Source organism: Pedobacter sp. ASV28 (assembly GCF_016428855.1).
GTDB lineage: Bacteria > Bacteroidota > Bacteroidia > Sphingobacteriales > Sphingobacteriaceae > Pedobacter.
The window spans coordinates 121,025-145,347 of sequence record NZ_JAELTN010000003.1 but is presented as its reverse complement, the minus strand read 5'-3'; the positions used below and the strand labels follow the sequence as shown (position 1 = coordinate 145,347).

The window sequence follows — 24,323 nt, the reverse complement described above, 5'->3', positions numbered from 1 at the left end:
GATATTTTAGATGTATATGGAGATCCCGAAAAATTTGGCAAACAGGTAGGTGGCGACATTATTGCCAACAAAAAGACCCTACTGCTACTCAGTGCACTAAAACTAGCTAATGAAGCCCAGCTTCAGCAACTTCAGCACTGGATTGAAGTTGCCAACATAAACAGCGAGGTTAAAATTGATGCCGTCAGAAAAATTTTCGATGAACTAAAGGTACGGGAATTGGCCGAAAAGGAAATGGACCGGTATGCCACCATAGCCTTTGAGGCCCTGGACCAAATTACCGTGCCCAAGGAAAAAAAAGATCACCTGTTTGATTTGGCACAACAAATACTAAAACGTAACAGTTAATAACATTTCTCCATTTTGTTGGTAATTTTTAGCGAAACAGAAATAGATGAATAGTAAAAATGTTTTATTATTGGAACATGAAGAAAACTATCTATTTATTATCTATCTCATTTCTGTTTTTCCTTTCTTCCAATGCACAAACCAATTCAAAAAGTGCCTGGGAAAGTTTTTTCAAAAACGACGTAGAAAATGCAAAAAAAGGCTTTAAAGAATTGGCTGCCCACCCGGCAACTGCCAATGAAGCTAATTTATCGTTAAGCTTAATTGCTGAGCTTGAGCAATCGGACAGTGAAGCTTTTCAATATTTTCAAAAATTCTATTTGGCCTCAAAAGACCCGGAACCTTATCTGTTTGCTTTATGGAGAAGTCCCGCCGTTAACAATAGTTACAAAAAAGTAACACCGGCCACCCTTGAATTGATGAACCAGATCATTAAAAACACCAATTACGATGGTTCCCTAAGGGCCATGGCCTATTCTGTTATTGGCAAACACTATCAAAATAGCAAAAAAATAGCAGAGGCCAATAAAGCCTATGCTCAAATAGGCAGCCTTGACCTTTGGCAGGTTACCAGTGTGTTTGAAAATATTTCTACCAGCGGCTTCGATAAAAATTACGAGGTGTTAAACCAACCCAAAGCCGATGCCGTATTCAAGGGAAAGAAAAATCCGGAATTTGGCTGGAGAAACGTTCCCTATACCAAAAAGGACAAGTGGTTTGATTTCACCTATTACGATGATCCCTACAACTCCATTATATTTGCCCAAACTTTTGTGAATTCACCATCTGAACTCGATGCACAACTACGCATTGGTGTTTCTGGCTCAGTGAAAGTCTGGGTAAACGATAAACTTATCATTTCGCAAGCTGAAGAGCGAAACAATGATCTAGATTCCTACATCTCTACACTGAAACTCCATACAGGTTACAATAGAATTCTGGTTCAAATTGGCGAAAGTTATGCCAATAATTCGAATTTCCTACTCAGGATTACAGATAAAGATGGACATCCTATACAAGACCTAACTAGTGTTAACGAATATCAGGCCTATAAAAAAGAAAAGGATTTTACTGCTCAACCCGTTATTCCTAAAGCTTATGCTTATTTTCAAAAACTAGTGGCTGCCGACAGCAATAACTACCTTAACCATTTATTATTAGCAAAACTCTATTTAAGGGATGATATTATTTTCGAATCACGAAATATATTGGAAAAGCTAAAAAGTAAATTTCCAGAAAGCACCTATCTAAATACCTTAATGATTCTATTGCACTCTAAAGAAGACAATAGAACTGGTGTAGAAACTTTGCAGGAAAATATCAAAACAGCCGACCCAGAAAGCACCTATGCCCTACAGTTATTGTTCAATGACTATCTTAATCAACAGGACTATAATAAAGTAGATGAAGTGATCAACAAATTAGAAAAAAGATATGGTGAGAATGAAGATGTCATAGCCAAAAAAATTAAACTGGCTGGCAAGAGAAATGAACATGAGAAAACAATCGCTTTAGTAGAAAAGGCCTATAAAAAATGGCCAGATAACAAATCATTTGCCTACATTAAGTATATCATAGAAAAAGAAGTTAAAAAGAATGCACAGGCCAACCAGATCATTAAAAAATATGTGAGCGAAAACGACGATTACGAATACGCAAAATTCCTTGCCACTTCGTATTTAAATAAAGGAGATGTAAAATCTGGTGTGGAGGTTTATTTACAGGAAATTAAGGATGATCCGGTTGGAGGTGGAATTTATCGCGACCTGGCGGAAAATTATTATGACCTACAAAAATACGATAAGGCTGAAGAATATCTATCAAAGGCGATAGCACTTGCACCCAGCCAAAGCCATTACTACAAAATGTTGGGTTTGATTTATGAAGCAAAAAAAGAAACTGCTAAAGCAGAAGAGGCTTACAAAAAATGTCTTGCCCTAAATCCCAATAACTATGATGCCATAGAAAGCCTGCGCAAGCTGAAAAAAAGCAAGAATGTATTCGACTATTTCGAACAGCCAGACGTAGCGAACCTGATCAAGAATGCGCCTAAATTGCAGGATTATCCAGATGACCATGTGGTGATCCTAAATGAAGAAGTGCAAACCGTGGTATACGAAGATGGTGGCTCTGAGGAAAAGCATTTCTATATCACCAAAATATTGACGCAGAAAGGACTTGAAGAATTGAAAGAATATGCTATCCCCTATGATAATGACCAGTCGCTATCTATAGAAGTAGCAGAAACCATTAAGCCAAACGGCACAAAAACACCAGCCGAACAGAATAAAAACAACCTGGTTTTCACCAATCTGGAAGTAGGTGATGTGATTAACATTAGGTACAAGTTACGAAACTACAATGTGGGTAGTTTGGCTTCTCATTTTTGGGATTCTTTTTATTTCACCCATGGCAACCCTTATGTCAATACCAAATATTCCTTACTCATCAGCAAGAACAAGAAGTTTAACTTTAAGTTTTCTAAAACAGCCATAGAGGCTAAAAAAACAAGTGCAGATGAATTTGATCTTTATACTTGGGAAGCAAAGAACCAAAGCGCTTTATTATATGAAGATAAAATGCCTCCTATGGACGATGTAACAAATATTCTTTATATATCGACTATTCCAGACTGGAATTTTGTAGCAAATTGGTATCACAATATCGCTACGGCGAAAGCAAGAAGCAGCTACGAGATCAAAACACTTGTAAATGAATTATTTGCCGGACAAAAATTAAATGATCTACAAAAAATACGCAAGATATACCACTATATCACACAAAATATCGCCTACAGTTCCGTATCATTTAGACAAAGTGGTATCGTGCCTCAAAATCCGGCCACGGTCATTAACACTCGTATAGGAGACTGTAAAGACGTTTCTACCTTATTTCTTGCCATGTGCAAAGAAGTAGGCATCGATGCTGAATTGGTTTTGGTAAAAACAAGAGATAATGGACAACATACCTTACTTTTACCAAGTATAGATTTTAACCATTGTATTGCAAAAGCAAAAATAAATGGTAAGGATTATTTTGTTGAGCTTACTTCTAGCTCACTACCATTTACCTCATTCTATAACAGCGACCTCAATTCGCCTATATTAGAAATCAACACCAATACCAATTTACTTTCCAAACTTAATCCTTCAAATCGTGTGAGCAATCATGTAAATTATGTAAACCACATTGTAATTAAGGATAATGATATGATCATCAACGAAAGCAACTTTTGTACCGGAGCATCCGCAAGCATGATCAGGAATAGCTATAGGCATCTTTCCAATAAAGACCAGCTGAAGAAGATGAAAGAACATCTTTCTTATGAATATCCAGAAAACGAAGCGGTTTCCCTGAGCTTTACCAATCTTGACCCAAAATTGGCCCAATCAGACACTTTAAAGGCTATCTCGTCTTACAAGCTGTTAAAAGTATGCAAGCCAGTGGCCGGGATGTCTATTTTTTCTTTACCGTGGACAACTGCAGTAGCAGCATCTTCGCTTACCGTAACAGATCCTAGGCATTTTGGCATTGACCTTACACAGCTTTTCTGGAGCGATAAAAATAATGAACAGATCAATCTGGTATTACCAGTTGGAAAAAAACTTATAGAGGCTGTTAAACCTCTTTCTATTGACAACGATTACTTCACCTACACACTCAATAGTACATTGATTGGCAATAAAGTAGTCATCAATCGTGAGCTCATTTTCAAGAAAGATTTTGTCACAAAAGAAAAGGTAAACGAATTTAATGCCCTTTATAAGAAAGTTGCAGAATCCGATCACCAGCAGTTGGCCATTAAATAGTAACAAGATTTTTTAGCAATCCATAAAAAAGCTGTCCAAAAGTAGAATAACAAAAACTTTTTGGACAGCTTTTTATTTGAAACCTCTAACCAACCAACTTCATAGATCCTTGTCATTCGTTCTGTACGACCATCTAAGTTGTTAAATCTCTCCAATACGATCGAGATGACGATGTAGGAGCGTAATGAAATAGTGAACCAACCAACCAACCAACCCATTAGGAGAAAATATAGCATAAAAAAAATCCCTTGGAATAACCAAGGGATTTTTTCTAATATTGTTTTAACGTCTTATTCAGCAGTTTCTGCTACATTTTCAGTTTTAGCTTCTTTCTTAGCAGGCGCTTTTTCTGCTTTAGGAGCAGCAGCTTTCTTAGGGGCAGCAGTTTTTTTAGCTTCAGCTTTAGGAGCTGCTTCTTTTTTAACTGGTGCCGCGTCTTCTACTTTAGGCAATACCGATACAAAAGATTTGTTATCATGCTTCTTTTTGAAAACAACGATACCTGGTACCAAAGCAAATAAAGTATGATCTTTGCCAATACCCACACCTTTATCAGGATGGTGTTTAGTGCCACGTTGACGAACAATGATGTTGCCAGCGATAGCTTCTTGACCACCAAAAATTTTAATACCTAAACGTTTACTATGCGATTCACGTCCGTTCTTCGAACTACCGGCTCCTTTTTTATGTGCCATTTTACTTTATATTTTAAAGAATTGGAAAACCAACCTTACAATTTAACAAAATTTTTAACTACAGAGTGATACTCTCAATCTGGATTTTAGTGAATAACTGGCGGTGACCATTTTTCTTTTTGTAACCTTTTCTACGTTTCTTTTTGAAAACGATTACTTTATCACCTTTTAAATGAGACACGATTTTAGCTGAAACCTTAGCTCCTTTTACCGCAGGCGCACCTACAGAAATCTTGCCACCATTATCAACCAACAATACATTGTCAAATTCAATACTAGCGCCCTCATCTCCTTGTAAACGGTGTACAAAAAGGTGCTGGTCTTTTGCAACTTTGAATTGTTGCCCTGCTATATTTACTATTGCGTACATTGTTAAATAATTAATTTATTTCTATTTAATTTTTTATCGAGGTGCAAATATAGAACAATTCTTTTTCAAACACAATAGCGTAGCGATTTTTTTTATGGAGCAGTTCATGGGCTCAATTGTTCATTTATTTTTTTTAAACCTCGTAGGTTTAAGACTAAGCTAAACCAAATTGAACAAATGACTATGGTAAACAACCTACAGCGAGACATGAAGACCATGAACGAAAGTGAAACTTATGTCGCTTAATAATGCTTTAAAATTGCTTTCTAAAAAAAATTACTGCCCCTATAGTTAAAAACTGTTAAAACTTTTTTATAATTACGAATAATTCGTAGTTTTACGAAAGTTTAAAACAAAGAATATGAAAAGATCTTTAACTATCCTCGCCTTTTTACTGATTAGCATTTGCGTCTTTGCTCAAAAAGCAGAAATGGCGATTGCAAAAGTAAAATACAATTTGATCCATATTCGTGATACCAATAACAGAAGCAAACCTTACACAGAAGAAATGCTTTTGCTCATTGGCAAAAATGCCTCGATGTTCACCAGCAATCTAAAGGTTACCCAAAATATAAACTTCAGAAAACAGGTAAACGAGCAAGTAAGAAACAATGGAGGTTCTTTAGATGGCCTTCATATTGATGGATCTAAACGTAAAAGAACCATTGGAGAGGATTTTTACTTCTTCAATACAGAAAACAAGCTTTATACCTTAGAGCCCATGGGCACCAACTACCTTACAGAAGAAGACATCCCAAAAATTGGATGGAATATAATTAAAGATACTTTGAGTATTTCTGGTATAAAATGTCAAAAGCGATGGCCAATTTTAAGGGGCGAAAATGGATCGCCTGGTTTGCACCAGACATGCCTTTCCAAAATGGTCCCTGGAAGCTAACAGGCCTACCCGGATTAATTATAGAAGCTTATGACGAAAAAAAAGAAGTTCAGTTTCTATTTGGTGGATTTGAGATGGTAGAGCCTAAAGATCTTACTGTAAAAACCAATAAAAGCGATATGCAATTAGAGACCGAATTAATAGGCAAAGAAATTAGCATTCCCAATAATGCCGTAAAAACAACCAGAGAAGAGCTAAACCGCTTAAAGGCAGCAAGAGCCAAAGACCCGATAGGCTTTGCCAATGCACAAATGGCTGCTATGGGCCTGGGCAGCTTCAAAAGAGTTTCAGGTCCATCTACAGCACCGACCAATAACATCAACACCTTCAATAACCCTATCGAACTAAAAGACAAGTAACAAACAACCCTTAAATAATTATTAAAAAACAACACCCTTTACCTACGAGAATTTCGTAGAAATTTAACAAATGCTTAAAAATATGAAGACCATCTTAAACACTTTAATTGCGATCTTGATGAGCGCCGCAACATTTGCACAAAGCACCGATAAGGCAATAGCCAGAGTAAGATATACTTTCTCTCATATGCAGGACACTACAGAAAGAGAAAAATTCTACACTGAAAACATGCTGCTGGTTATTGGTAAAAATGCTTCTGTATATACCAGCTACGACAAGATCAATAGAGACTTTGAACTGCGAAAACAACTAGAAGAGCAGATCAAAAACCAAGCGGGCATATCTGGCAGCATCACCATTCCAAGAATCGCTTCAAAACCTGTCACTTCTGTAGATTACTTTTATTTTGCCAATGAAAACAAATTTTATACCAAAGAAAGAATATTAAGCAATTACCTGATAGAAGAAACTGCCCCTAAAATCAACTGGAAAATTGCCAAAGACACGGCTAGCTTCTCTGGTGTTAAATGCCAAAAAGCCACCGCCTATTTTAAGGGAAGAAATTGGACAGCATGGTTTGCGCCAGAATTACCATTTCAAAGTGGGCCATGGAAGCTAAACGGTCTACCAGGGCTTATTATTGAAGCATATGATGCAAAAAATGAAGTTAAATTTCAGTTTGCGGGTATAGACAAGGTTACCGAAGCAGAGCAAGCCAAAGAAACCGAACAAACAGTTACCATGGCAAATGGGGGCACAGGTGTGGTAAAATTTGGTGGTATGGATGGCGCTAGCTATTTGGGCAATGAAATCAAGCTACCTACCGATGCCATAAAAACGACACAAAAAGAGATAGATAAGCTTAAGGAAGCTCGCGATAAAGATCCTCAGGGTTTTATGAATGCGCAATTAGGCAGTAGAAGCATGAGCGCCAATGTTACCAGAACTGCCACCGTAAATGCTGGTCCAGGCACTACAAAGAAAATTGTAGTGAATAATCCAATAGAACTACCAGAGAAGAAGTAAGCGCACACCGAACTAACCATAAGTTATGAAAAAGGCACCACTTTTTTTAGCTATACTGCTCTTTATCGGTATAGCTAAAGTATACGCCCAACAACAGGTAAAAGGAAAAATAAGGGACCAGCAAGCTAAACCTTTGGCATCGGTAATGGTAAGCTTAAAAGATAAAGAGGGCAATATCCTTACTTTCTCCAGAAGTAATGAGAAAGGTGATTTTACCCTAAACGTTACTGAAACAGAAACTGGAATAAACATAGAATTTAGCATTTTAGGTTTTGAGAAAAAGATCATTCCCATTACCGAACTGAACAAGACCTATGAGGTGAGTTTAGCAGAGAGTGAAATCAGTTTGAAAACGGTTGAGGTTAAGAACAGGCCAAGGCTGAGTGCTAATGGGGATACGCTGAATTATAAGACTTCCGACTTTTCCGACAAACAAGACAGAAGCATTGGCGATGTGCTAAAAAAGATGCCAGGCATAGAAGTGGCCGAAAATGGAAAGATCAGCTATAATGGCAAGGATGTATCTAACCTTTATATTGATGGCGACAATTTACTAGAAGACAAATATGGCATTGGTACCAAAAGCATTCCCCATGGTGCGGTTGATAAAGTTCAGGTGATTGAAAACGATCAGCCCATTAAAATGCTGCGCAAAAACAACACTAGCGATGCCGTAGCCTTAAATCTAGTGATAAAGGACGAAGCCAAACTAAAGGTAATGGGCGACATTAAGGCTGGCGTAGGCACGCCAGAAAGGTTTGATGCCAATGCCAATGCCATGTTGTTCAATAAAAAGGTGAAATTTCTGAATAACCTAAAGGGCAACAATATTGGTATAGATCCTGGTATAGACCTTACCTCTTTTAATCCTGCGGCCACAGAGAACAACAGACCAAGCAATTTTCTTTCTGCCGGAGCAGCAGGGGTACCTACCCTACCCCAAAGCCGCACCTTGTTCAACAAGGCCGGACAGGCCAATCTAAACAACCTCTTCAAGTTCAACAACGACCTGCAGCTCAGGGCCAATGTTTCTTACCTATATGACCAAAGAAGACAGGAATATCATAAATTTTCTGAAACTTACTTGGGGGGACAGACCATTAGCTACCAAGAAAACCAGAACAACTATATTAACCCTCAAAAACTAAAGGCACAGCTTACCTTAAACGCAAATACGGATGGCTATTTTCTCAACAATGCTTTTATGGCCGAGTATCTTCCCTATCGGACTAATTCCAATGTATTTATCAATGGTATAGGTGCTTTCCAATCTCTAAAACAGGATGCACTTAATTTATCCAATGATTTCAGTTATAGAAAAAAATTAAAATCAAATAACATATTCCATTTTTCCTCTACCTTAAATAGAAGCACACAGCCCGAAACCTTAAATATCAGACCGGGGTTAAATGAAGATATTTTGAACAATGGCCAACCTTATGCTGGACTAAACCAATACATTAAATTGCCTACTTGGTTTAACAACAACTATGTTTCTATGGCTTTCCCAAGCGGAAAATTTGTACAAACCTATAGAGCAGGCTTCAGCATTCAACAACAAAACCTCAACTCATCTTTATATAAAATACAGAACGATCAAACGACCGAACTCACTTCGCAGCGCATGGCCAACGACCTTGATTGGTTTAAATCAAAGCTATATGCAGAGGGAATATATGAATATACTGGGGAAAAACTAACGACCAGCTTACGTATTCCCTTAAGTTATAACCACATTCAATATGAAGATCGCGAACATGCTACCGACAGCAGCTTGGACAGGTATTTCATCAACCCTTCCATCAATCTAAAATACCTAACCAGTCCAGAAAACTATGTAAGTGCATTTTATGCCTTCAAGAATAACCTAGGTGGTATTGATGATGTATATAGTGGCACCATCCTCAGAAATTATCGTTCTCTTTTTGCCAATAATGCTCCTGTATCGGAAAACTCAACACATAGTTTTGGTGGGTCGTTCAATTTCCGTAAGGCAATGAAAATGTTGTTTGGTAACATTAGCATGTCTTATAGCACTACAAACTTAAACACCATTTCTTCCTATACACTCACCAATAATATACAGGAACGTATAGTCCTACCCTTATCCAATCAAATAAAAAGCCTATCACTTAACAGTGGCCTGAGCAAATACCTGTTCACCCTAAAAAGTACCGTAAATGCGGGTTTTGCCTTCAGCCAAAATCAATATGAACAATTACAGAACAACCAGCTCCTTCCCTTTGAGTCGCAAAACTTCATATATAAGGCAGGCATAGAGGCCAAGCTGACCAAATTCATGAATTTCACTTATAGTGGTACATTTTCCAATAGCAGAAACAAAACTTCGGCCGGCAATGGTATCAGCACCAATTACCAACAGCTTAGGCAGCAATCTGGACTAACATTAACCTTATTAAAATCGGTTTTTGTGAGCTGTTCGGCAGAACATATCTTCACCCACCAATCAAGTCAGCCAAACCTAAATTATCTCTTTGCCGACCTTAACGTAAGGTACAAAATACAAAAACTCAAAACAGACCTTGAATTTGGCATGACCAATTTGGCCAATGTAAAAAGGTTCGAAGCCATTTCCGTATCGGCTAACTCTCTTACCTCTGGCATTTACGAAATTCCAGGACGAGTGGCCATGTTAAAGGCTACCTTCAACTACTAAACCAAACAACCATGCATATTTGAATGCCGCCCCCGATACCTAAAAAGTTTCGGGGGCTTATTTTTATCTTTCCCTAACAAAAAGCGAAAAAGAGTGTCTTATTGTTAAAAAGACATTCTATGATCCATAACATCCATATCCTGAATAGTGAAATCTTGAGCGACAATTGGTATGTGCTTAAGAAGATCACCTACCAATATACCAAAAATGACGGCAGCAAGCAGATACAAAGTCGCGAAGCTTACGACAGGGGGAATGGCGCTGTCGTACTGTTGTACCACAAAGTACAAAAGACCGTAATATTGACCAGGCAGTTTAGGCTACCCACTTATCTAAATGGCAATCCTTCTGGCCTATTAATTGAAGCGTGTGCCGGGCTATTGGATAAAGACCATCCTGAAGATTGCATTAAAAGAGAAACCGAAGAGGAAACTGGTTATAGGATAGCCGATGTACAAAAGGTATATGAGGCCTACATGTCGCCTGGATCTGTTACCGAAATCCTGTATTTTTTTGTTGCCGAATATGATCGATCAATGAAGGTTGCAGATGGAGGAGGCTTGGCACACGAAGAAGAAAACATAGAAGTAATGGAGCTTGATTTCGATCGGGCACTGGACATGATAGATAATGGCGAGATTAAAGATGCCAAAACAATTATGCTCTTGCAATACCTAAGACTAAAAGGAATTTTGTAATTTGAAAACTGATTCCTTGCTTCTTGTAGGTTTTCAAAACCTACAAGAAGCAGAACAAGAATATCAGTGTCCTATGGCTCTAGAAAGTTAATTATGGCAAGAAATAAGCTTATCGCTAATCGACTAAGAGAAGTGTTATTAAATGGATATTGGATTGCCAATACCAATTACAAAAAACAATTATTGGGTATAACTTGGAAACAGGCAACGCAGCAAATTGAGGACCTAAATACCATTGCAGCTTTAACCTACCACATTAACTATTACTTGGATGGCATTTTGAAAGTGTTTGACAAGGGCATCCTTCAAATTAAGGACAAGTACAGTTTTGACCTTCCGCCAATAAACTCGGAAAACGATTGGAAAAAATTAGTGAGTGAGTTTTTGGCCAACTCAGAAAAATTTGCCAACCACATAGAGAGAATGCGTGATGAAAATCTGGACCAAGTATTTGTGGATGAAAAATATGGCACCTATTTACGGAATATTGAGGCCGTAATTGAACATTCCTATTATCACTTAGGACAAATCTCCCTCCTTATAAAGCTAGTTTCAGCTAGAGGATAAATATATTCTATACAATGATATGGTAAAACTATTGGGTTTCCTCTTTCTTTTTAGCTACGATATGGATTTCTCCAATGCCTTCAGTTACTTTTCTCACCTTCACCTCTTTAATATCGTTCGGGTCAAATTTGCTCCACTCTAGCTCACTAACCACCTTACCATTGACCACATAACTGACCTTTCTAGCCAAACCAGTAGTATCTGTCTTTTTTGAAGCATTAAAAACAGCCCTAACCAATACTATTTTAGGCTTAGCCTTATCATCTTCCTGTATGGTGAATGTATCGCCTCCTTCTTTCAAAACAACCTCCCGTAACTGTTTTATTCTTTCGGAAATCTTATCAGCAGAGGCAGAGTCCTTTTTAATAAAAACATGGTTCATTTTAACTTTGATCGAACCTTCCGTATTGGGTTTGAATGTACCAAGCATTTCTCTTATTGACGGTTCTAACAGTTCTCCACCTAAAGAGTCTTTTTTAACAAATACCACGTTCATCAAATGCTTTAATGCTGAAACGCTATCTAGCTTATCTACTGTTTGTTGCCGAACCTGATGAAGTACCTTTTTTATTTTAGGCTGAATTATGGGCTTATCATTGGTAATTTCTGGTTGTTCATTTTTCACCAAAATATCTGATAATTGCGGTAAGTGGGTTTTAATATCTTTTTTCGATATGGTAAAGGCCAAGGTAATTACCAATAAGAAAGGTAAAAAAAACAGGTACCTGCCCAAAGTTAAACGGGAAGACCGCTTTACGTTCATCATTTTAATGCGTTTCTTTAAATCAGAGAGGTTAAAATTATTTACAATGGCTACCGAAGGAGTTAAATTCCCTACATCCAAAAGACTATATTGATAGGCCTTCCTATCCATTCCTTTCTTTAGAATTTTTTGGTCTGTAATAAATTCCAGGTTTTCCTTTACTGCCCTTTTCATAATCCATACCCCAGGGTTAAACCAATAAAATACCACACTCAACTCGGCCAGAATTATATCTAGCGAATGCCATTGTTTTACGTGTACCATTTCATGGGCCAAAATGGTATTCAGCTCCTTATCTTGGTGCAATGATGGATTCACATAAACTGTTTGCCAAAAGGAGAATGGGCTTACCCTTTCTTTTAGTACCCTAACCTGATAATTGCCTACCACCCCAGGTTCAGATTGTCTGTGGATCTTATAAAGAGAAATAAATTGTATGATTAACCTTAGGGCCATCAACAATACCCCGAAATAAAACAAGAAACTCAAGACGGGCCAATTGTTCATAAAAAAACCTGTCGGTACCAACTCCGTTGCTTTTTCATTAAGTTGGGGAATATAAGTAGCCACGCTTTGGTTTACCTGCTGTTGATGAAAAAATTCAGTCAGGTTGATAAATGGATATATACTGGAGAACAATATGCCAAACACCAAAAAACAACGGTTCAGCATATAAAAAGTTAAGCGACGCAAAACCAAATAATAAGTTGCTGCAAAGAGTAACAATACCAAGTTTATCTTCAATAAAATAATAAAGAGATGTGGCATATCCTTTTATTTTTCTGGTTTTTCGATAAGATCTATTATTTCCTTTAGATCTTCGGCACTGATTTTTTTATCTTTCGCAAAAAACGCCACCAATTCTTTATAGGAGTTCTGGAAATAATCGTTCACAAAACCGTTCATAAAACGTTTTTTATAATCGGCCTCTTTAACCTTTGCACTGTAGCGAATGGCATTGGCATAGCGTTCGCCTTTCAAAAACCCTTTACGTTCCAGATTTTTTACGGTAGATGCCAATGTGGTATAAGGAGTTTTAGGCTCTGGCATGGCATCCATAAAATCTTTAATAAATCCTGCCCCTACCTGCCATACGGCAAGCATCGCTTCCTCCTCCTGTTGTGTTAATTTCTCCATTAATTACGAAATAATCGTAAATATACGAAACTAATTTATGAAAACACAAGGTCCAAGATGTTAATTTTTGTTAAGTTAAAGCCTTCTTATTCAAGCAAACCGAAAAAGTAATGGATACAAACCCATCAGGGTAATCATACCAAATCAAATCGCTTACTTCAAGATACTAAAAACTGATTTCCATTAGGTTATGAACGCTTTGTCCTTCGACAATGACCATAAAGGAAAGGTCATCAAGAGGGAGACCAAAAGGTGCTTTGCTCCCACTCTTTAATTATACCAATTACTTAAAAATAAAACTGCGGTTATCTTTTTTCCATTCCGGCCCTATTAATGTATTTAACCAAAAGGGTGTTTTAAGCGCTGTTCTCTTCTGCCAAATACCATCAGATAATTGTAAGTCACTGCCCATCTTAACAAATCCGGCAACTATACTCGCTCCTTCTACCTGATTGTTTTGCATCTTCATATTTTTAGGCTCATCTAGTACCACCAATAAGGTCACGGGATTGATCACATAATTATTGACAATGGTTAACCCATCTGGCGCAACAGTCTTGTCCGAATCTCTACCAGCCCCTAAAACAAATGCCTCTCTACAGCCCACTATAATATTATCTTCAATAGCTGCATTCTTAACCTGCCAATAACCATTCAGTTCAGGTTTTTCGTAGGCATTCATTACAGAAATAGCCGATCTCAACGTTCTGCCTGCAATCTGATATAAATAATTACGAAATACCTTCTGGTTTTCGCCAATGATCCGAACCCCACCACTATTGGTTTTATTGTTACCAACGAAGTAATTATCACTTACCTCAGAATTATTTCCATGCCTGAATGTGACCGTTCCTGCGCACTCATAGAATAAGTTGTTCGTAATTTTATTATGGCCCGATTTGATGGAAATGATCTCTATCTCACCGTCGCATTTGTCAAAAATATTATTTTCTACTGTAGTGTATGAATCGTTCATTGAATAGGTACTGGTACCAATACGAATACTCTCTCCACCATTTACGCCCAATTCTGGTCGGGGGCCAAAGTAATTATGGTCTATCTGATGATAATTGGGTTTATCGTCTAGCCAAACCACTAAAGTTGTACCCTGATGCGTTTTGCCTATAATAGAACAGTGGTCCACCCGATTATTAACACCATATAATGAGACCCATTTGTAGTCTACCGTTTTATCATTAGGGTTATAGTTCTCTATGCTTGTATTGGTCAAACGATTGTGCGAAGAAGTTCTTGAAAAAACAACCACGTCATCCTTCAACGAATAGCCATCTTTAAAAGATAGACCATCAACAATTAACCACTCACCATCTATCTTAAGATTTGAATTTCCAGATAAAACCACACCGCCTTTTGTTTCGGCAACTAAGGTGATCGGATTTTCTGCGGTCCCCTTTGCTTTGAAATTAATCAGTTGACTTTTCCACTCGCCAGCTTTCATGATCACTTTATCACCGGGCTCCAATTTTAAAGCATTAAGCGCTGCGGCCGAACTAATGGTATACGTTTTTGGAGACTGCAACTGTCCTTCCTTCTGTTTTTGTTCTATGGCCTCTCCTACATGGTTAGCGGCACAGGAATGGAAAACAACACAGTTGGTCAAGATGAGGCCTAAAAAAAATCCGTTATATATTTTCATTTAAAATGTGATTATCAATGATGAAATATTTTAATTATGGAATAATTGCGCCTATATTTTTTCCGGAAAGTCCCTTGGTGAGCAGTGAACTACCTGATGCGGGTCGAAAATCAAAGGTGGCAACATTCTTAAATACCGGCTTAATATCGAAGATATTTTGGCCCAATAGCTTACCATAAAATGTCTCTACTTTTCCCGACTGATAAAAATTACAATGATCTACCAATATATTATCCCAACGAAACTCCCTAAACTCTACAGATCTTCCCCCCTGTCCGCTATTTACAAAATTACTATTGAGTAATCTTGCATACTGCACACCCAGCAAACGAATAGCTGCTCCCTGCTCACGGTTATCTACTTCGTTAATGGTGCAATTTTCGATGGTTACAAATGGGCCTAAAGTACTTTCATCATTTCCCCCACGGTAAATATTGATAGCACTCCCCAGAATATTGGTAAAAACACAGTTTTTAACCACAGTATATTCTGCACCATAAATGCCTTTATCTTCTCTTTCTTCGGCCAAATTAATACCAGTTCCAGAAATATTCCTAAATAGCGAGTTGGTAATGACTAAGCTATCTGCCAATGTAGATTTACTACCCCTGAAACCAGAAAAAGAACCTTCATTGTAATCGTAAAACTCACAATGATCTATAAATGCCTTATAAGGCTTGTTCATTGGCAATTCTGTAGACCGTATACCACAACGTACATCTCCACCACTGCCAAAGGCTCCTTTAAAAGCTATGCCACTCACCTTTATCGTTGCCCCATTTTCTATGGTAATGAACGCTGGCAAAGTTTTACTACTTCCATTCACAACAACGGGTTTACTTTTTAACCCTTCCACAGCTTTGATCGTTATTGATTTACCTACCACAATTTCGTCGTCTACCCTATAAAAGCCCGTATCGGTCAACATTAATATATCCCCATCGTTTAATTTGGCAATGGCCTGGTGAATAGTTGTACTTTCTTTGGCCGCTAGTTTAACTATCTTAGGGCTTTCAAGCACCATTTTTGCCTCTTCTTTATACCAAAATGCACCCACAGCTGTCTTTTGTACAAACTTCATCTTCTTTAATGGTGCTCCATAATCTACCAAATACGGCAATAAAATGCCATTTACCGTTATCATTGCTGGCTTTTTAAGTACAAAACCATCTTGCAAAGGAATATCAGATACCAATGCATTATCTTTTATGACAATACCTCCATCTTTGTTTTCATCTACATAAAGTGAACGGAAAGGCTGAAATAGTAGATTTTTTGAAAACAACACCCGCTGAGGAGAAAGTGTGCGTTCGGCATCTTTACCCGTTCCAAATAAAGACGGTTCACAATTAATAAAAGTATTGTATTCAATTTTTGAGTCAGTTACCTGATAATAGCGGTTGATCAACGAGTTAGGTACACCATTCATCACAGCTAATGGGGAACGAAAAGCAGTTCCTCTTAAATCTTTAAATACATTATTGAATACTTCATGGCCAGGATTGATAACCCTAACACCACCTGTAAATGGTTTATTATTGCCCAGGAATAAATTGCCCTGTACTACATTTTTAGCGCCATGCCTCAATACTAAGCTGCCTTCGCACTCAAAAAAAGTGTTAAAGCTCACATTGTTTTCACCAGATTTGATCGAGACAATTTCTACTTCACCATTGCACCTTTCAAAATAGTTGTGTACAATTTGGGTTCTCGAAGCAGTTAGCGAATACCTGGAAACTCCTATACGAATGGTTTCTCCACCATTAGAGCCAAAGCGTTGACGGCCATTGAAATAATTAGAGTCGATACTGTGATAATTCTGTTGGCTGCGTTCGTCGTTAAGCTCTGCAATGATCACCGGCCCAGCGTTTAACTTATTGGTAAAGGTACAATGATCTACGCGATTATTCTTTCCCCATAAGCTTACCCACGAATCACCTTTAAAGCGTTCTGGCTGGCTATAATCTTCTATGGCAAACTGGGTAATACGACAGTTGTTTGCCAAGTTATCATTATCAACCCTAAAATTGACCACATGATCTTTAGGACTATAACCATTTTTGAAATGGAAACCTTTAATAATGAGAAACTCTCCGCCTATCTTTAAGTTCGACTTTCCTGAAATCTGCACTTTATCTCCTATTTCGGGTTTTATCCAGATGGGTTTTTCCCTGGTTCCCTTTCCAGAAACCACCAACTGAACATCAGTCCATACTTTATCTTTAAGTAAGATGACATCACCAGGTTTGGCTTTAGCTGCTGCACTTTTTAATTCTTGGGGCGTGCTCACTAATAGATCAGCAGCATTGGCCAATGAAAACGTGAGTAAGAGCGCAAGAAGGGAAATACAGAATTTTATCATGAATGGGAAGGAATAATGGTTAATCGTTTAAATTGGCTATTATGTTAACTGTTTATGTCGCAGATTTTGCTTATTTGATGAATATTTTTACCAAGCTAGTACCAATCCACTTAAAAAAATGCTGCCATCTCGATCGGAAAAAGAAATAAAACAAGCACATTTTCTCCTTTTTATTCCGACCGAAATGACAGATCATTTTACATATAAACCAAAAAGAATTATTTCTGAATATAGATATCAAATTTGATGGTCGAATTACCTATCGGCGTTGCATACACACATTCTTTAACGTGTATAACCGCAAACTTCGAAGCATTTGGATTTCCAATATCAGGAATTTTTACTGCAATTAGATTGGCATTGGCCGTGGTATTGAATATGGCATTGGTAGGCGTTGCCGTAGCATCGTATCTTGGACCACTGCTGCTGATCGCCAAACTTCCCAACCTTGCTCCTAAATCATCTAGCTTATTCGCGGCAAAATCATCATATACCAATTTCTCTGCAGCTATACTAGGCAATAACACCCTAAATCTGGTCGCCCTCATATCTGCAGCAGGTCTTGAAAGCACCCATGACACGTTATTACATCTAAAATTAGAGGCTACATTCGTCGTATTGGTAGGTGCATAAAAAGTTGGGCCGCTACTTGTTGCATAGAATAAGAAGGCCATGGTTAGTTCACTGGCATTTAATTCGCAGTTGCCTTTGGTCGTGCCATCCGAATCAAAAAATATGGTATTTGTGCCTAATGTTTGTGCATTCATGACCACATCTCTATACACTTTGCTCAGGTAAGTTACATTCAATGGAATAACCAATTCCGATTGCAGGTCTTCGGTGTCTACTGCTATAATCTTAATATGCTCTGCTCTCATTGCATAAGCATAGTTAGCACTATAATTATAGGTCTTAACTCCATTTAAGCCACTTACGGTAGCCAATAGTTCATAACTACCATTTCGATCATCATAAATATCTACCTTTTTTAATCCCGTTATCGAATTAATATTCCCCGTTACCGGTGTTGTTCCCGTAGCATTGGGCGTAATGGTTGCAGCAAAATTTAAAAATTTAGGTTTGAAGATAGACACATCTACAGGCATATTAATGATCAATTCGTTAGCTTGATTGTAGATGTCTATGGCCCTGATTTTAATGTGCTGTGCCGCCTTACGATAGGTGTAAGCATAGTTTAAGGCATACTGCTTCACATTAGCAATATTGGTGATGCTATTCACCAGCACGTAGGTATTTTCAGTTTGATAGTCATCAAGAATATCTACTTGTTTAATACCGTATTCTGATTTGATAGTAGCCGTAATGGCTGTTGGGACACCAGACAGATCAGCGTTGATAACAGTAGGATAAGCACTGAATTGAGGCAAAGCCGGATCAAAGTATTTGATGGTTACAAAGCCTTCCAAAGAACTGTTATTGCCTTGTTTTACCAATACCTTTACGCCTTTTACGGCACTCATATTGTTTACCGGAAAGGCAGTAAGCGGAATAGAAAGTTCATAAGTTGGCGTAATGGCTCCCTTATTATCGGTTACATGAATTAAAGAATCGGTCTTATTGGTACGTACCAAATAACAGTATACGAACTTTACTCCTTCTGCTGCCGAAATATTACTCTTTACCTCATTTCCTAAATCGAAAGTTTTGGTAGCCCTGTTAAAGGTATATTCCTGCGATGATACTGTTCCTTCCCCAATATCAGAAAGCGCATTCTTCTTACAACCGGCTATTACTGCAATTGCTAAACAACAAAACAGTAATGATTTTAGGATTTTCTTCATTTGTTCAATTTTTTAATATCCTGGATTTTGTGGAATTTTTATTTCGGTATTCGTATCAATCTCTCTTTGCGGAATAGGCAACAACAACTTATCGGTATTTACATTGGCCTGTAAGGTAGGTAGAGGGATTGTTGGGCTAAACCTGCTATAATAAGCACTGTATTCTGCTGCATAATGGGCCTGCATAGTCGTTACTGCCTGGCCAAATCTCATTAAATCAAATAAACGCTGGTTCTCAAAAGCAAACTCAAGACGCCTTTCCTTCAGCAAAGCTGTTTGAAAATCTGCACTGCTGGCAATCGATGCGGTGCCTGATGCCGGATATTTATAAAATGCAGAGGTGAAGGTGCCTGTAGTATAATTTCCAGCGCCTGCCCTTTCCCTAATTTGGTTAATTAGGCCCACCGAAGAACCTGCTGCACCATCGTAGCCCTGTGCTTCAGCTTTCATCAATAACACATCAGAAAAACGAATTACGGTAAAATCATTTTCCGCATCTCCTGCTACCACCACTTTAGAAAAGAACTTATTTACATAATACGGTGTGGTACTGTTGGCATAAACAGCAACCGTTACATCCCTACGGGCATCAGAGAAACCGGTGGTACTTGTGGTAAATGCGCCATAAATACTTGTTGTAGGGTAATTAAAACCACTTCCATCGCCATTAATTACAGCATCACCACTACTTGCCGGAGCAAAAAGGTTGGCCATTGGATTTCCTAAACCTACCAGACCAGCCTTATACCTTACGGCGAACAAAATCTCTTTATTCATTTCATTATTAATAGAGAATACCCTAGAAAAGTTGCTTTCTAAACCATATCCACTATTGGCAATTACCTCATTCAGCAGGGTCAGGGCATCTGCTGCACGTGGTACAGGTAAAGTAAGGTAAACTTTGGCCAATAAGGCTTTAGCCGACCAAGCATTTGCCCTGCCCAGATCGGTACTGACGATCTGGCCATATGGTTTAGCACTGGCCAAGGTAGCTGCAGCCTCCAAGTCTTTTATAATCAAATTATAGCAATCGTTAACTGAAGAACGATTTACCTTTCTGGCTTCCGCCGCTGTTAAAGGTTTGGTGACCAAGAACACCCCTCCATACAAACGTACCAAGTTAAAATAATGATAAGCCCTAATGAACAAAGCTTGTCCAACCAATTCATTTCGTTGCGCTTCTGTAACATCGGCTGTTGGCGTGCCAAATACCAATTGGTTATTTTCGTAGGTTACGCCCAAGCTCCTTAATACGTAATTTACGTTACGGATATTCTTGTACATGCTTAACCAATAATTATAAATCTGCTGATGCTGTGGACCAGCAGTATAAAGGTTAAGCACATTTAGTTCCATATTGACATTCGTGGTACTATTTACCGAACGCTGACGGGCATTATCGCTTCTTAGCTCGGTAAACTGCCATTCATTGGTCAATGGTTCTTGCATACCATTGTAACATCCTGTGAGGGCTACATTAACTTCCTTATAATTTTTATAATAATCTTTTACAGCCTCATTTGATATGGGCTCTTGATCTACCAATTTTTTACATGAGGTAAAAGCAATGACCAATGATACCACAATGATGAAGCGGATTGATATTTTTTTAATTTGTTTCATGATATGATGGTATTAGAAGTTAAAATCAAGACCAAAAGTATAAGTACGGTTAACTGGGAAACCTCCCCTTTGATAACCGGAAATTACAGGAGAAGCGTAAGAAGCTGAGGTTACCCTTGCTTCTGGATTAATGCCCCGATAAGAGCTTCCGGTAATGAAAAATACATTATCTACTGAAGTGTACAATCTTAAGCTATTTATCTTATACTTTTTAAGTGCCTTTGCTGGCAAAGTATAGCCCAAAATAATATTACGCAAGTAAGCATAAGAGGCACTTTCTACACCATAATCAGTCAACAGTAAATCTGCCCCGATACCATTGGTAAAATAAGGTGTTTTACCATCGCCTGGATTTGCCGGACTTACCCATCTATTTTTAATATAATTCTCATTCTGTCTTTTCGATTCATTATAATACAAGTCGCCATTGATCAGTTGTCCTCCCTGCGAACCCTGCATCAGGATATTCAGGTCGAACTTTTTATACCTGAAGGTGTTGGTTAAGCCCCAGGTGAAATCTGGAAATGGAGAGCCTATGATTACCCGGTCATTAACATCAATTTTATTGTCGCCATTAACATCCTTTAATTTTACTCCTCCCGCTGCAAAATAACCCTGCAGAACAGAAGTTTGTCCACTGGCTACTGCTGCGTCTGCATCTGCTTGAGAAAGCCAAACGCCATCGGTTTTATATCCATAGAACTGTACATAGGGCTGACCAACAATAGAAGCATATATTTCACTACGTTCTCCGTAGTTGAACAAATAAGGTTCATCTCCACCTAGTTTAAGTAATTTATTTCTATTTGCGGCCACATTCAAGGACGTTGTCCAGTTAAAGTTTTTGTTACCAATGTTGTTGGAAGTAAGCTCTATCTCAAAACCCTGGTTTCTTATTCTTCCATTATTGGTCCAGAAAGAATCGGATCCTGTGATGGCCTGTTGCGATTGTTGTAATAATAATTTATCGGTAATTGAACGATAATATTCCAAGCTTAACTGTATTTTGTTTTTAAACAACCCGATATCTAAACCAATATTGGTTGATCGTGTAGTTTCCCAAGTAATATCAGCACCATAGGTGACCACGTTATTTGGCGATTGTCCAGGACTAACCTGTCCGGTGCTTTCTCCAAATACATAATTTGACCTAAACAATAAATCTAGATATGAAAATGGCGTAATTCTATTATTACCTGTTTCGCCATAACTAGCCCTCAACTTCAAACTTTCAAGCCATTTCCTACTATTCTTCATAAAAGATTCGCTGGCTATGTTCCAACCGGCAGAAAAAGCCGGAAACCATCCTCTCCTATTTCCAGGGCCAAAAATTGAGCTCTCATCGGTACGTAAACTAGCCGAAGCAATATATTTACCCTGATAGTCATAATTAATACGTCCTAGATAAGAGATCAAGCCTGTTTTTACATTTACAGGTAAAATAGGTGCCTGATCAAAGTAGGCTGCCTGATTTAGGGTAGTAAAATCATCTGACGGAAAGTTATACCCTATTTGCTGTGAACCATTGAGCGAGTTTCTTTGTACGGTAAAACCTAACAAGCCCTTAAAGTTATGATTGCCATAGCTTTTGGTATAGTTCATGGTATTTTCCCACAAAATGTCTATGGTATTAGCGGTAGTTATGGTTGCCGAGTTTACATCGCCATCTTTACGGGCTTCGCTTCTGATCAACGTTTTATCTTCTCTGGCAAGATAATAAGCACCTAGCGATGTTTTAAATGAAAGATTCTTGGTAGGGTTATAGGTTAAATCGGTACCTCCCTGAAAACGATAGCTCTCGGAAAACCGATCTTCTCTTTCTGCATGGGATAAGGGTGTATTATTGGTAGAAGAGAAAGGAGACACTGCTCCAGTACTTTGCCAGAAAGAACCATCAGGCATTGTACCTGCATAAGTAAGGTTGGTAAAATGACGTGCCTGTGCCCAATCGCCTGCTCTTAAATTTGCCCATTGCGAGTTCTGGTTAACGAAAGCAGCCGTAAATGCAGAATGGTAAACCGGCAAAAACGATGGGAACCTATAATAGTTGGTAAAGTTCTCTGCCGGACGTTGAACTTTAGTATAGGTTGGATTGATATTTACATTTAACATCAATTTCGGCGAAAGGTTAACATCTAATTTTACACGAATGTTTCCTTTATTATTTTCACTGTCCTTCATCACGCCCTGGTCTTGTTGCAAGTTTCCAGAAACGTAATATCTTAAATCTTTTTTACCGCCCGCTGCATTCAGCTGAAGGTTGTAAATACCTGCATTACGCAATGCTTCTTGCTGCCAATCGGTTGGTGAACCACTGATCTGGTTCTCTATAATATAGGCTGCCCTTTCGTTATTGTTAATGATATTCTTTGCATTTGCAGGAACACTTGGATCATTCTGCCTTAAGGCTGCTTCTGCAAAAAGCAATTGGGTATATTCTGTAGTGGATAAAATTGGATACACTTTATAGGCCTCTTTCAGACCGTAATAAGATTTTACCGAGAACTTAGGCTTATCGGCAACCCCTTTTTTAGTGGTTACCAAAATTACCCCATTAGCACCTCTGGAACCATAAATAGCAGAGGAAGCGGCATCTTTCAATACCTCTATAGATTCTACATCATAGGGATTGATAAAAGATAAACCATCTGCAATAGGATGGCCATCTACAACGACCAAAGGATCTGCATTGGCATTAATGGAACTTGCCCCCCTAATGCGCAAAGTTGGATCAGAACCAGCTTCAGAACTGTTATTTTGTACGGTAAGACCTGCAATTTTACCGATCAAAGCATTATCTAACCTGGAAGTAGGAATTTCATCGAGGTTTTTATTTTCGAGCTTGCTTACCGCAGAGCTGATCGTAGATTTTTTCTGGGTTCCATATCCCACTACCAATACTTCGTTCATGGAACTGATGTCCTCTACCAAAGTAACATCTATAGTAGTGGCATTGGCCACCCCCTGTAAATGAACTTTATATCCTAAAGACTTAAATTCAAGTATCTTTCCCTTCTGAACAGAGATTTCATACTCACCTTTTTCATTAGTAGAAACTCCTTTATTAGTATCTTTGATGGTCACCGAAACTCCAGGGATACCCTGTCCATCTTCAGATTTAACAACGCCCTTTATCTTTACCGTCTGTGCACTTACCCCAAATGAGAGTAAGCATAGCAGTAAAAAAACAACGCTGCTAACGCGATTTTTTAATGTCATAGCAAATCAGTTTTATATGTTGGTTAGCTCGCATCAACTATACAGTTGTCTGCATCAAAAATTGGTAAACCAAAAATTGGTAAACCAAATATATAATTATTATTTGTAATCAAAAAAAATACTAGAACTATTTAAAAATTTTGCTGAGAAGCGAGAAAAACGAATGTTATAATGGGGTTGGTGAAATTTGGTTCTTTGTATTTGGTTTGTTGGTGGTTTAGTTTTTCGGTATTTGGTTAGATGTAACTTAATCGTCATTGCGAGAAGGAATGCCGAAGCAATCTTAAAAATACTCGCTTTAAGATTGCGTCG

Annotated in this window: 15 protein-coding genes and 1 pseudogene; 7 read left to right on the top strand and 9 right to left on the bottom strand. The window is 38.1% G+C overall.

What is annotated here, in order from left to right; genetic code table 11:
• Together JHD79_RS02185 and JHD79_RS02180 are read left to right on the top strand one after the other, a co-directional pair.
• Positions 1-348: polyprenyl synthetase family protein (locus tag JHD79_RS02185; protein ID WP_199117457.1), on the top strand; the 348-nt coding region annotated here is incomplete at its 5' end.
• A 77-nt stretch (positions 349-425) separates the two neighbouring features.
• Complete coding sequence (locus JHD79_RS02180; protein ID WP_199117456.1) at positions 426-4,157, top strand: DUF3857 domain-containing protein; 3,732 nt, start codon at positions 426-428, stop codon at positions 4,155-4,157.
• A gap of 290 nt (positions 4,158-4,447) precedes the next feature.
• Here JHD79_RS02180 and rpmA read toward each other — a convergent pair whose 3' ends face one another.
• Positions 4,448-4,852 (bottom strand): 50S ribosomal protein L27, encoded by a 405-nt coding sequence (rpmA, locus tag JHD79_RS02175; RefSeq protein ID WP_199117455.1) that lies wholly within the window; start codon positions 4,850-4,852, stop codon positions 4,448-4,450.
• Positions 4,853-4,910: 58 nt separating this feature from the next.
• Positions 4,911-5,222, bottom strand: a complete 312-nt coding sequence (rplU, locus tag JHD79_RS02170; protein ID WP_199117454.1) for a 50S ribosomal protein L21 — start codon at positions 5,220-5,222, stop codon at positions 4,911-4,913.
• Positions 5,223-5,583: 361 nt separating this feature from the next.
• Between rplU and JHD79_RS23095 the strand changes: the two are divergent.
• From JHD79_RS23095 to JHD79_RS02140, 5 genes and pseudogenes are all read left to right on the top strand, one after another.
• Positions 5,584-6,479 (top strand): annotated as a pseudogene (locus JHD79_RS23095) (GLPGLI family protein).
• 82 nt (positions 6,480-6,561) lie between these two features.
• On the top strand, positions 6,562-7,506 hold the full coding sequence (locus JHD79_RS02155) for a GLPGLI family protein (RefSeq protein ID WP_199117451.1): 945 nt from the start codon (positions 6,562-6,564) through the stop codon (positions 7,504-7,506).
• Between the two features lie 25 nt (positions 7,507-7,531).
• Positions 7,532-10,183 (top strand): carboxypeptidase-like regulatory domain-containing protein, encoded by a 2,652-nt coding sequence (locus JHD79_RS02150; RefSeq protein WP_199117450.1) that lies wholly within the window; start codon positions 7,532-7,534, stop codon positions 10,181-10,183.
• A gap of 119 nt (positions 10,184-10,302) precedes the next feature.
• The gene (gene nudK, locus JHD79_RS02145; protein WP_199117449.1) at positions 10,303-10,881 is read left to right on the top strand and encodes a GDP-mannose pyrophosphatase NudK; all 579 of its coding nucleotides are present in this window, start codon (positions 10,303-10,305) and stop codon (positions 10,879-10,881) included.
• Between the two features lie 93 nt (positions 10,882-10,974).
• Positions 10,975-11,448: a DinB family protein gene (locus tag JHD79_RS02140; protein ID WP_199117448.1), complete on the top strand. Its 474-nt coding sequence runs from the start codon at positions 10,975-10,977 to the stop codon at positions 11,446-11,448.
• A gap of 28 nt (positions 11,449-11,476) precedes the next feature.
• Here JHD79_RS02140 and JHD79_RS02135 read toward each other — a convergent pair whose 3' ends face one another.
• The 7 genes from JHD79_RS02135 to JHD79_RS02105 all read right to left on the bottom strand — a co-directional run bounded on the left by JHD79_RS02135 (position 11,477) and on the right by JHD79_RS02105 (position 24,011).
• The gene (locus tag JHD79_RS02135) at positions 11,477-12,979 is read right to left on the bottom strand and encodes a M56 family metallopeptidase (RefSeq protein WP_199117447.1); all 1,503 of its coding nucleotides are present in this window, start codon (positions 12,977-12,979) and stop codon (positions 11,477-11,479) included.
• Between the two features lie 6 nt (positions 12,980-12,985).
• Positions 12,986-13,348 (bottom strand): BlaI/MecI/CopY family transcriptional regulator, encoded by a 363-nt coding sequence (locus JHD79_RS02130; RefSeq protein ID WP_199117446.1) that lies wholly within the window; start codon positions 13,346-13,348, stop codon positions 12,986-12,988.
• Between the two features lie 283 nt (positions 13,349-13,631).
• On the bottom strand, positions 13,632-15,005 hold the full coding sequence (locus JHD79_RS02125) for a polysaccharide lyase 6 family protein (protein WP_199117445.1): 1,374 nt from the start codon (positions 15,003-15,005) through the stop codon (positions 13,632-13,634).
• A gap of 34 nt (positions 15,006-15,039) precedes the next feature.
• Entirely contained in the window at positions 15,040-17,367 is a 2,328-nt protein-coding gene (locus JHD79_RS02120) for a chondroitinase-B domain-containing protein (RefSeq protein WP_199117444.1), read from the bottom strand.
• A 218-nt stretch (positions 17,368-17,585) separates the two neighbouring features.
• On the bottom strand, positions 17,586-19,169 hold the full coding sequence (locus tag JHD79_RS02115) for a hypothetical protein (protein WP_199117443.1): 1,584 nt from the start codon (positions 19,167-19,169) through the stop codon (positions 17,586-17,588).
• A 12-nt stretch (positions 19,170-19,181) separates the two neighbouring features.
• Entirely contained in the window at positions 19,182-20,792 is a 1,611-nt protein-coding gene (locus JHD79_RS02110) for a RagB/SusD family nutrient uptake outer membrane protein (protein ID WP_199117442.1), read from the bottom strand.
• Positions 20,793-20,804: 12 nt separating this feature from the next.
• Complete coding sequence (locus JHD79_RS02105; RefSeq protein ID WP_199117441.1) at positions 20,805-24,011, bottom strand: TonB-dependent receptor; 3,207 nt, start codon at positions 24,009-24,011, stop codon at positions 20,805-20,807.
• Between the last annotated feature and the right edge of the window lie 312 nt (positions 24,012-24,323).

Excerpts from the sequence above, each read along its gene's own strand:
- JHD79_RS02155 (WP_199117451.1), top strand. The coding sequence starts at position 6,562 with ATGAAGACCATCTTAAACACTTTAATTGCGATCTTGATGAGCGCCGCA.
- JHD79_RS02120 (WP_199117444.1), bottom strand. The coding sequence starts at position 17,367 with ATGATAAAATTCTGTATTTCCCTTCTTGCGCTCTTACTCACGTTTTCA.
- JHD79_RS02115 (WP_199117443.1), bottom strand. The coding sequence starts at position 19,169 with ATGAAGAAAATCCTAAAATCATTACTGTTTTGTTGTTTAGCAATTGCA.
- JHD79_RS02130 (WP_199117446.1), bottom strand. The coding sequence starts at position 13,348 with ATGGAGAAATTAACACAACAGGAGGAGGAAGCGATGCTTGCCGTATGG.
- JHD79_RS02140 (WP_199117448.1), top strand. The coding sequence starts at position 10,975 with ATGGCAAGAAATAAGCTTATCGCTAATCGACTAAGAGAAGTGTTATTA.
- JHD79_RS02150 (WP_199117450.1), top strand. The coding sequence starts at position 7,532 with ATGAAAAAGGCACCACTTTTTTTAGCTATACTGCTCTTTATCGGTATA.
- JHD79_RS02180 (WP_199117456.1), top strand. The coding sequence starts at position 426 with ATGAAGAAAACTATCTATTTATTATCTATCTCATTTCTGTTTTTCCTT.
- JHD79_RS02125 (WP_199117445.1), bottom strand. The coding sequence starts at position 15,005 with ATGAAAATATATAACGGATTTTTTTTAGGCCTCATCTTGACCAACTGT.
- JHD79_RS02110 (WP_199117442.1), bottom strand. The coding sequence starts at position 20,792 with ATGAAACAAATTAAAAAAATATCAATCCGCTTCATCATTGTGGTATCA.
- rpmA (WP_199117455.1), bottom strand. The coding sequence starts at position 4,852 with ATGGCACATAAAAAAGGAGCCGGTAGTTCGAAGAACGGACGTGAATCG.
- JHD79_RS02105 (WP_199117441.1), bottom strand. The coding sequence starts at position 24,011 with ATGACATTAAAAAATCGCGTTAGCAGCGTTGTTTTTTTACTGCTATGC.
- rplU (WP_199117454.1), bottom strand. The coding sequence starts at position 5,222 with ATGTACGCAATAGTAAATATAGCAGGGCAACAATTCAAAGTTGCAAAA.
- JHD79_RS02135 (WP_199117447.1), bottom strand. The coding sequence starts at position 12,979 with ATGCCACATCTCTTTATTATTTTATTGAAGATAAACTTGGTATTGTTA.
- nudK (WP_199117449.1), top strand. The coding sequence starts at position 10,303 with ATGATCCATAACATCCATATCCTGAATAGTGAAATCTTGAGCGACAAT.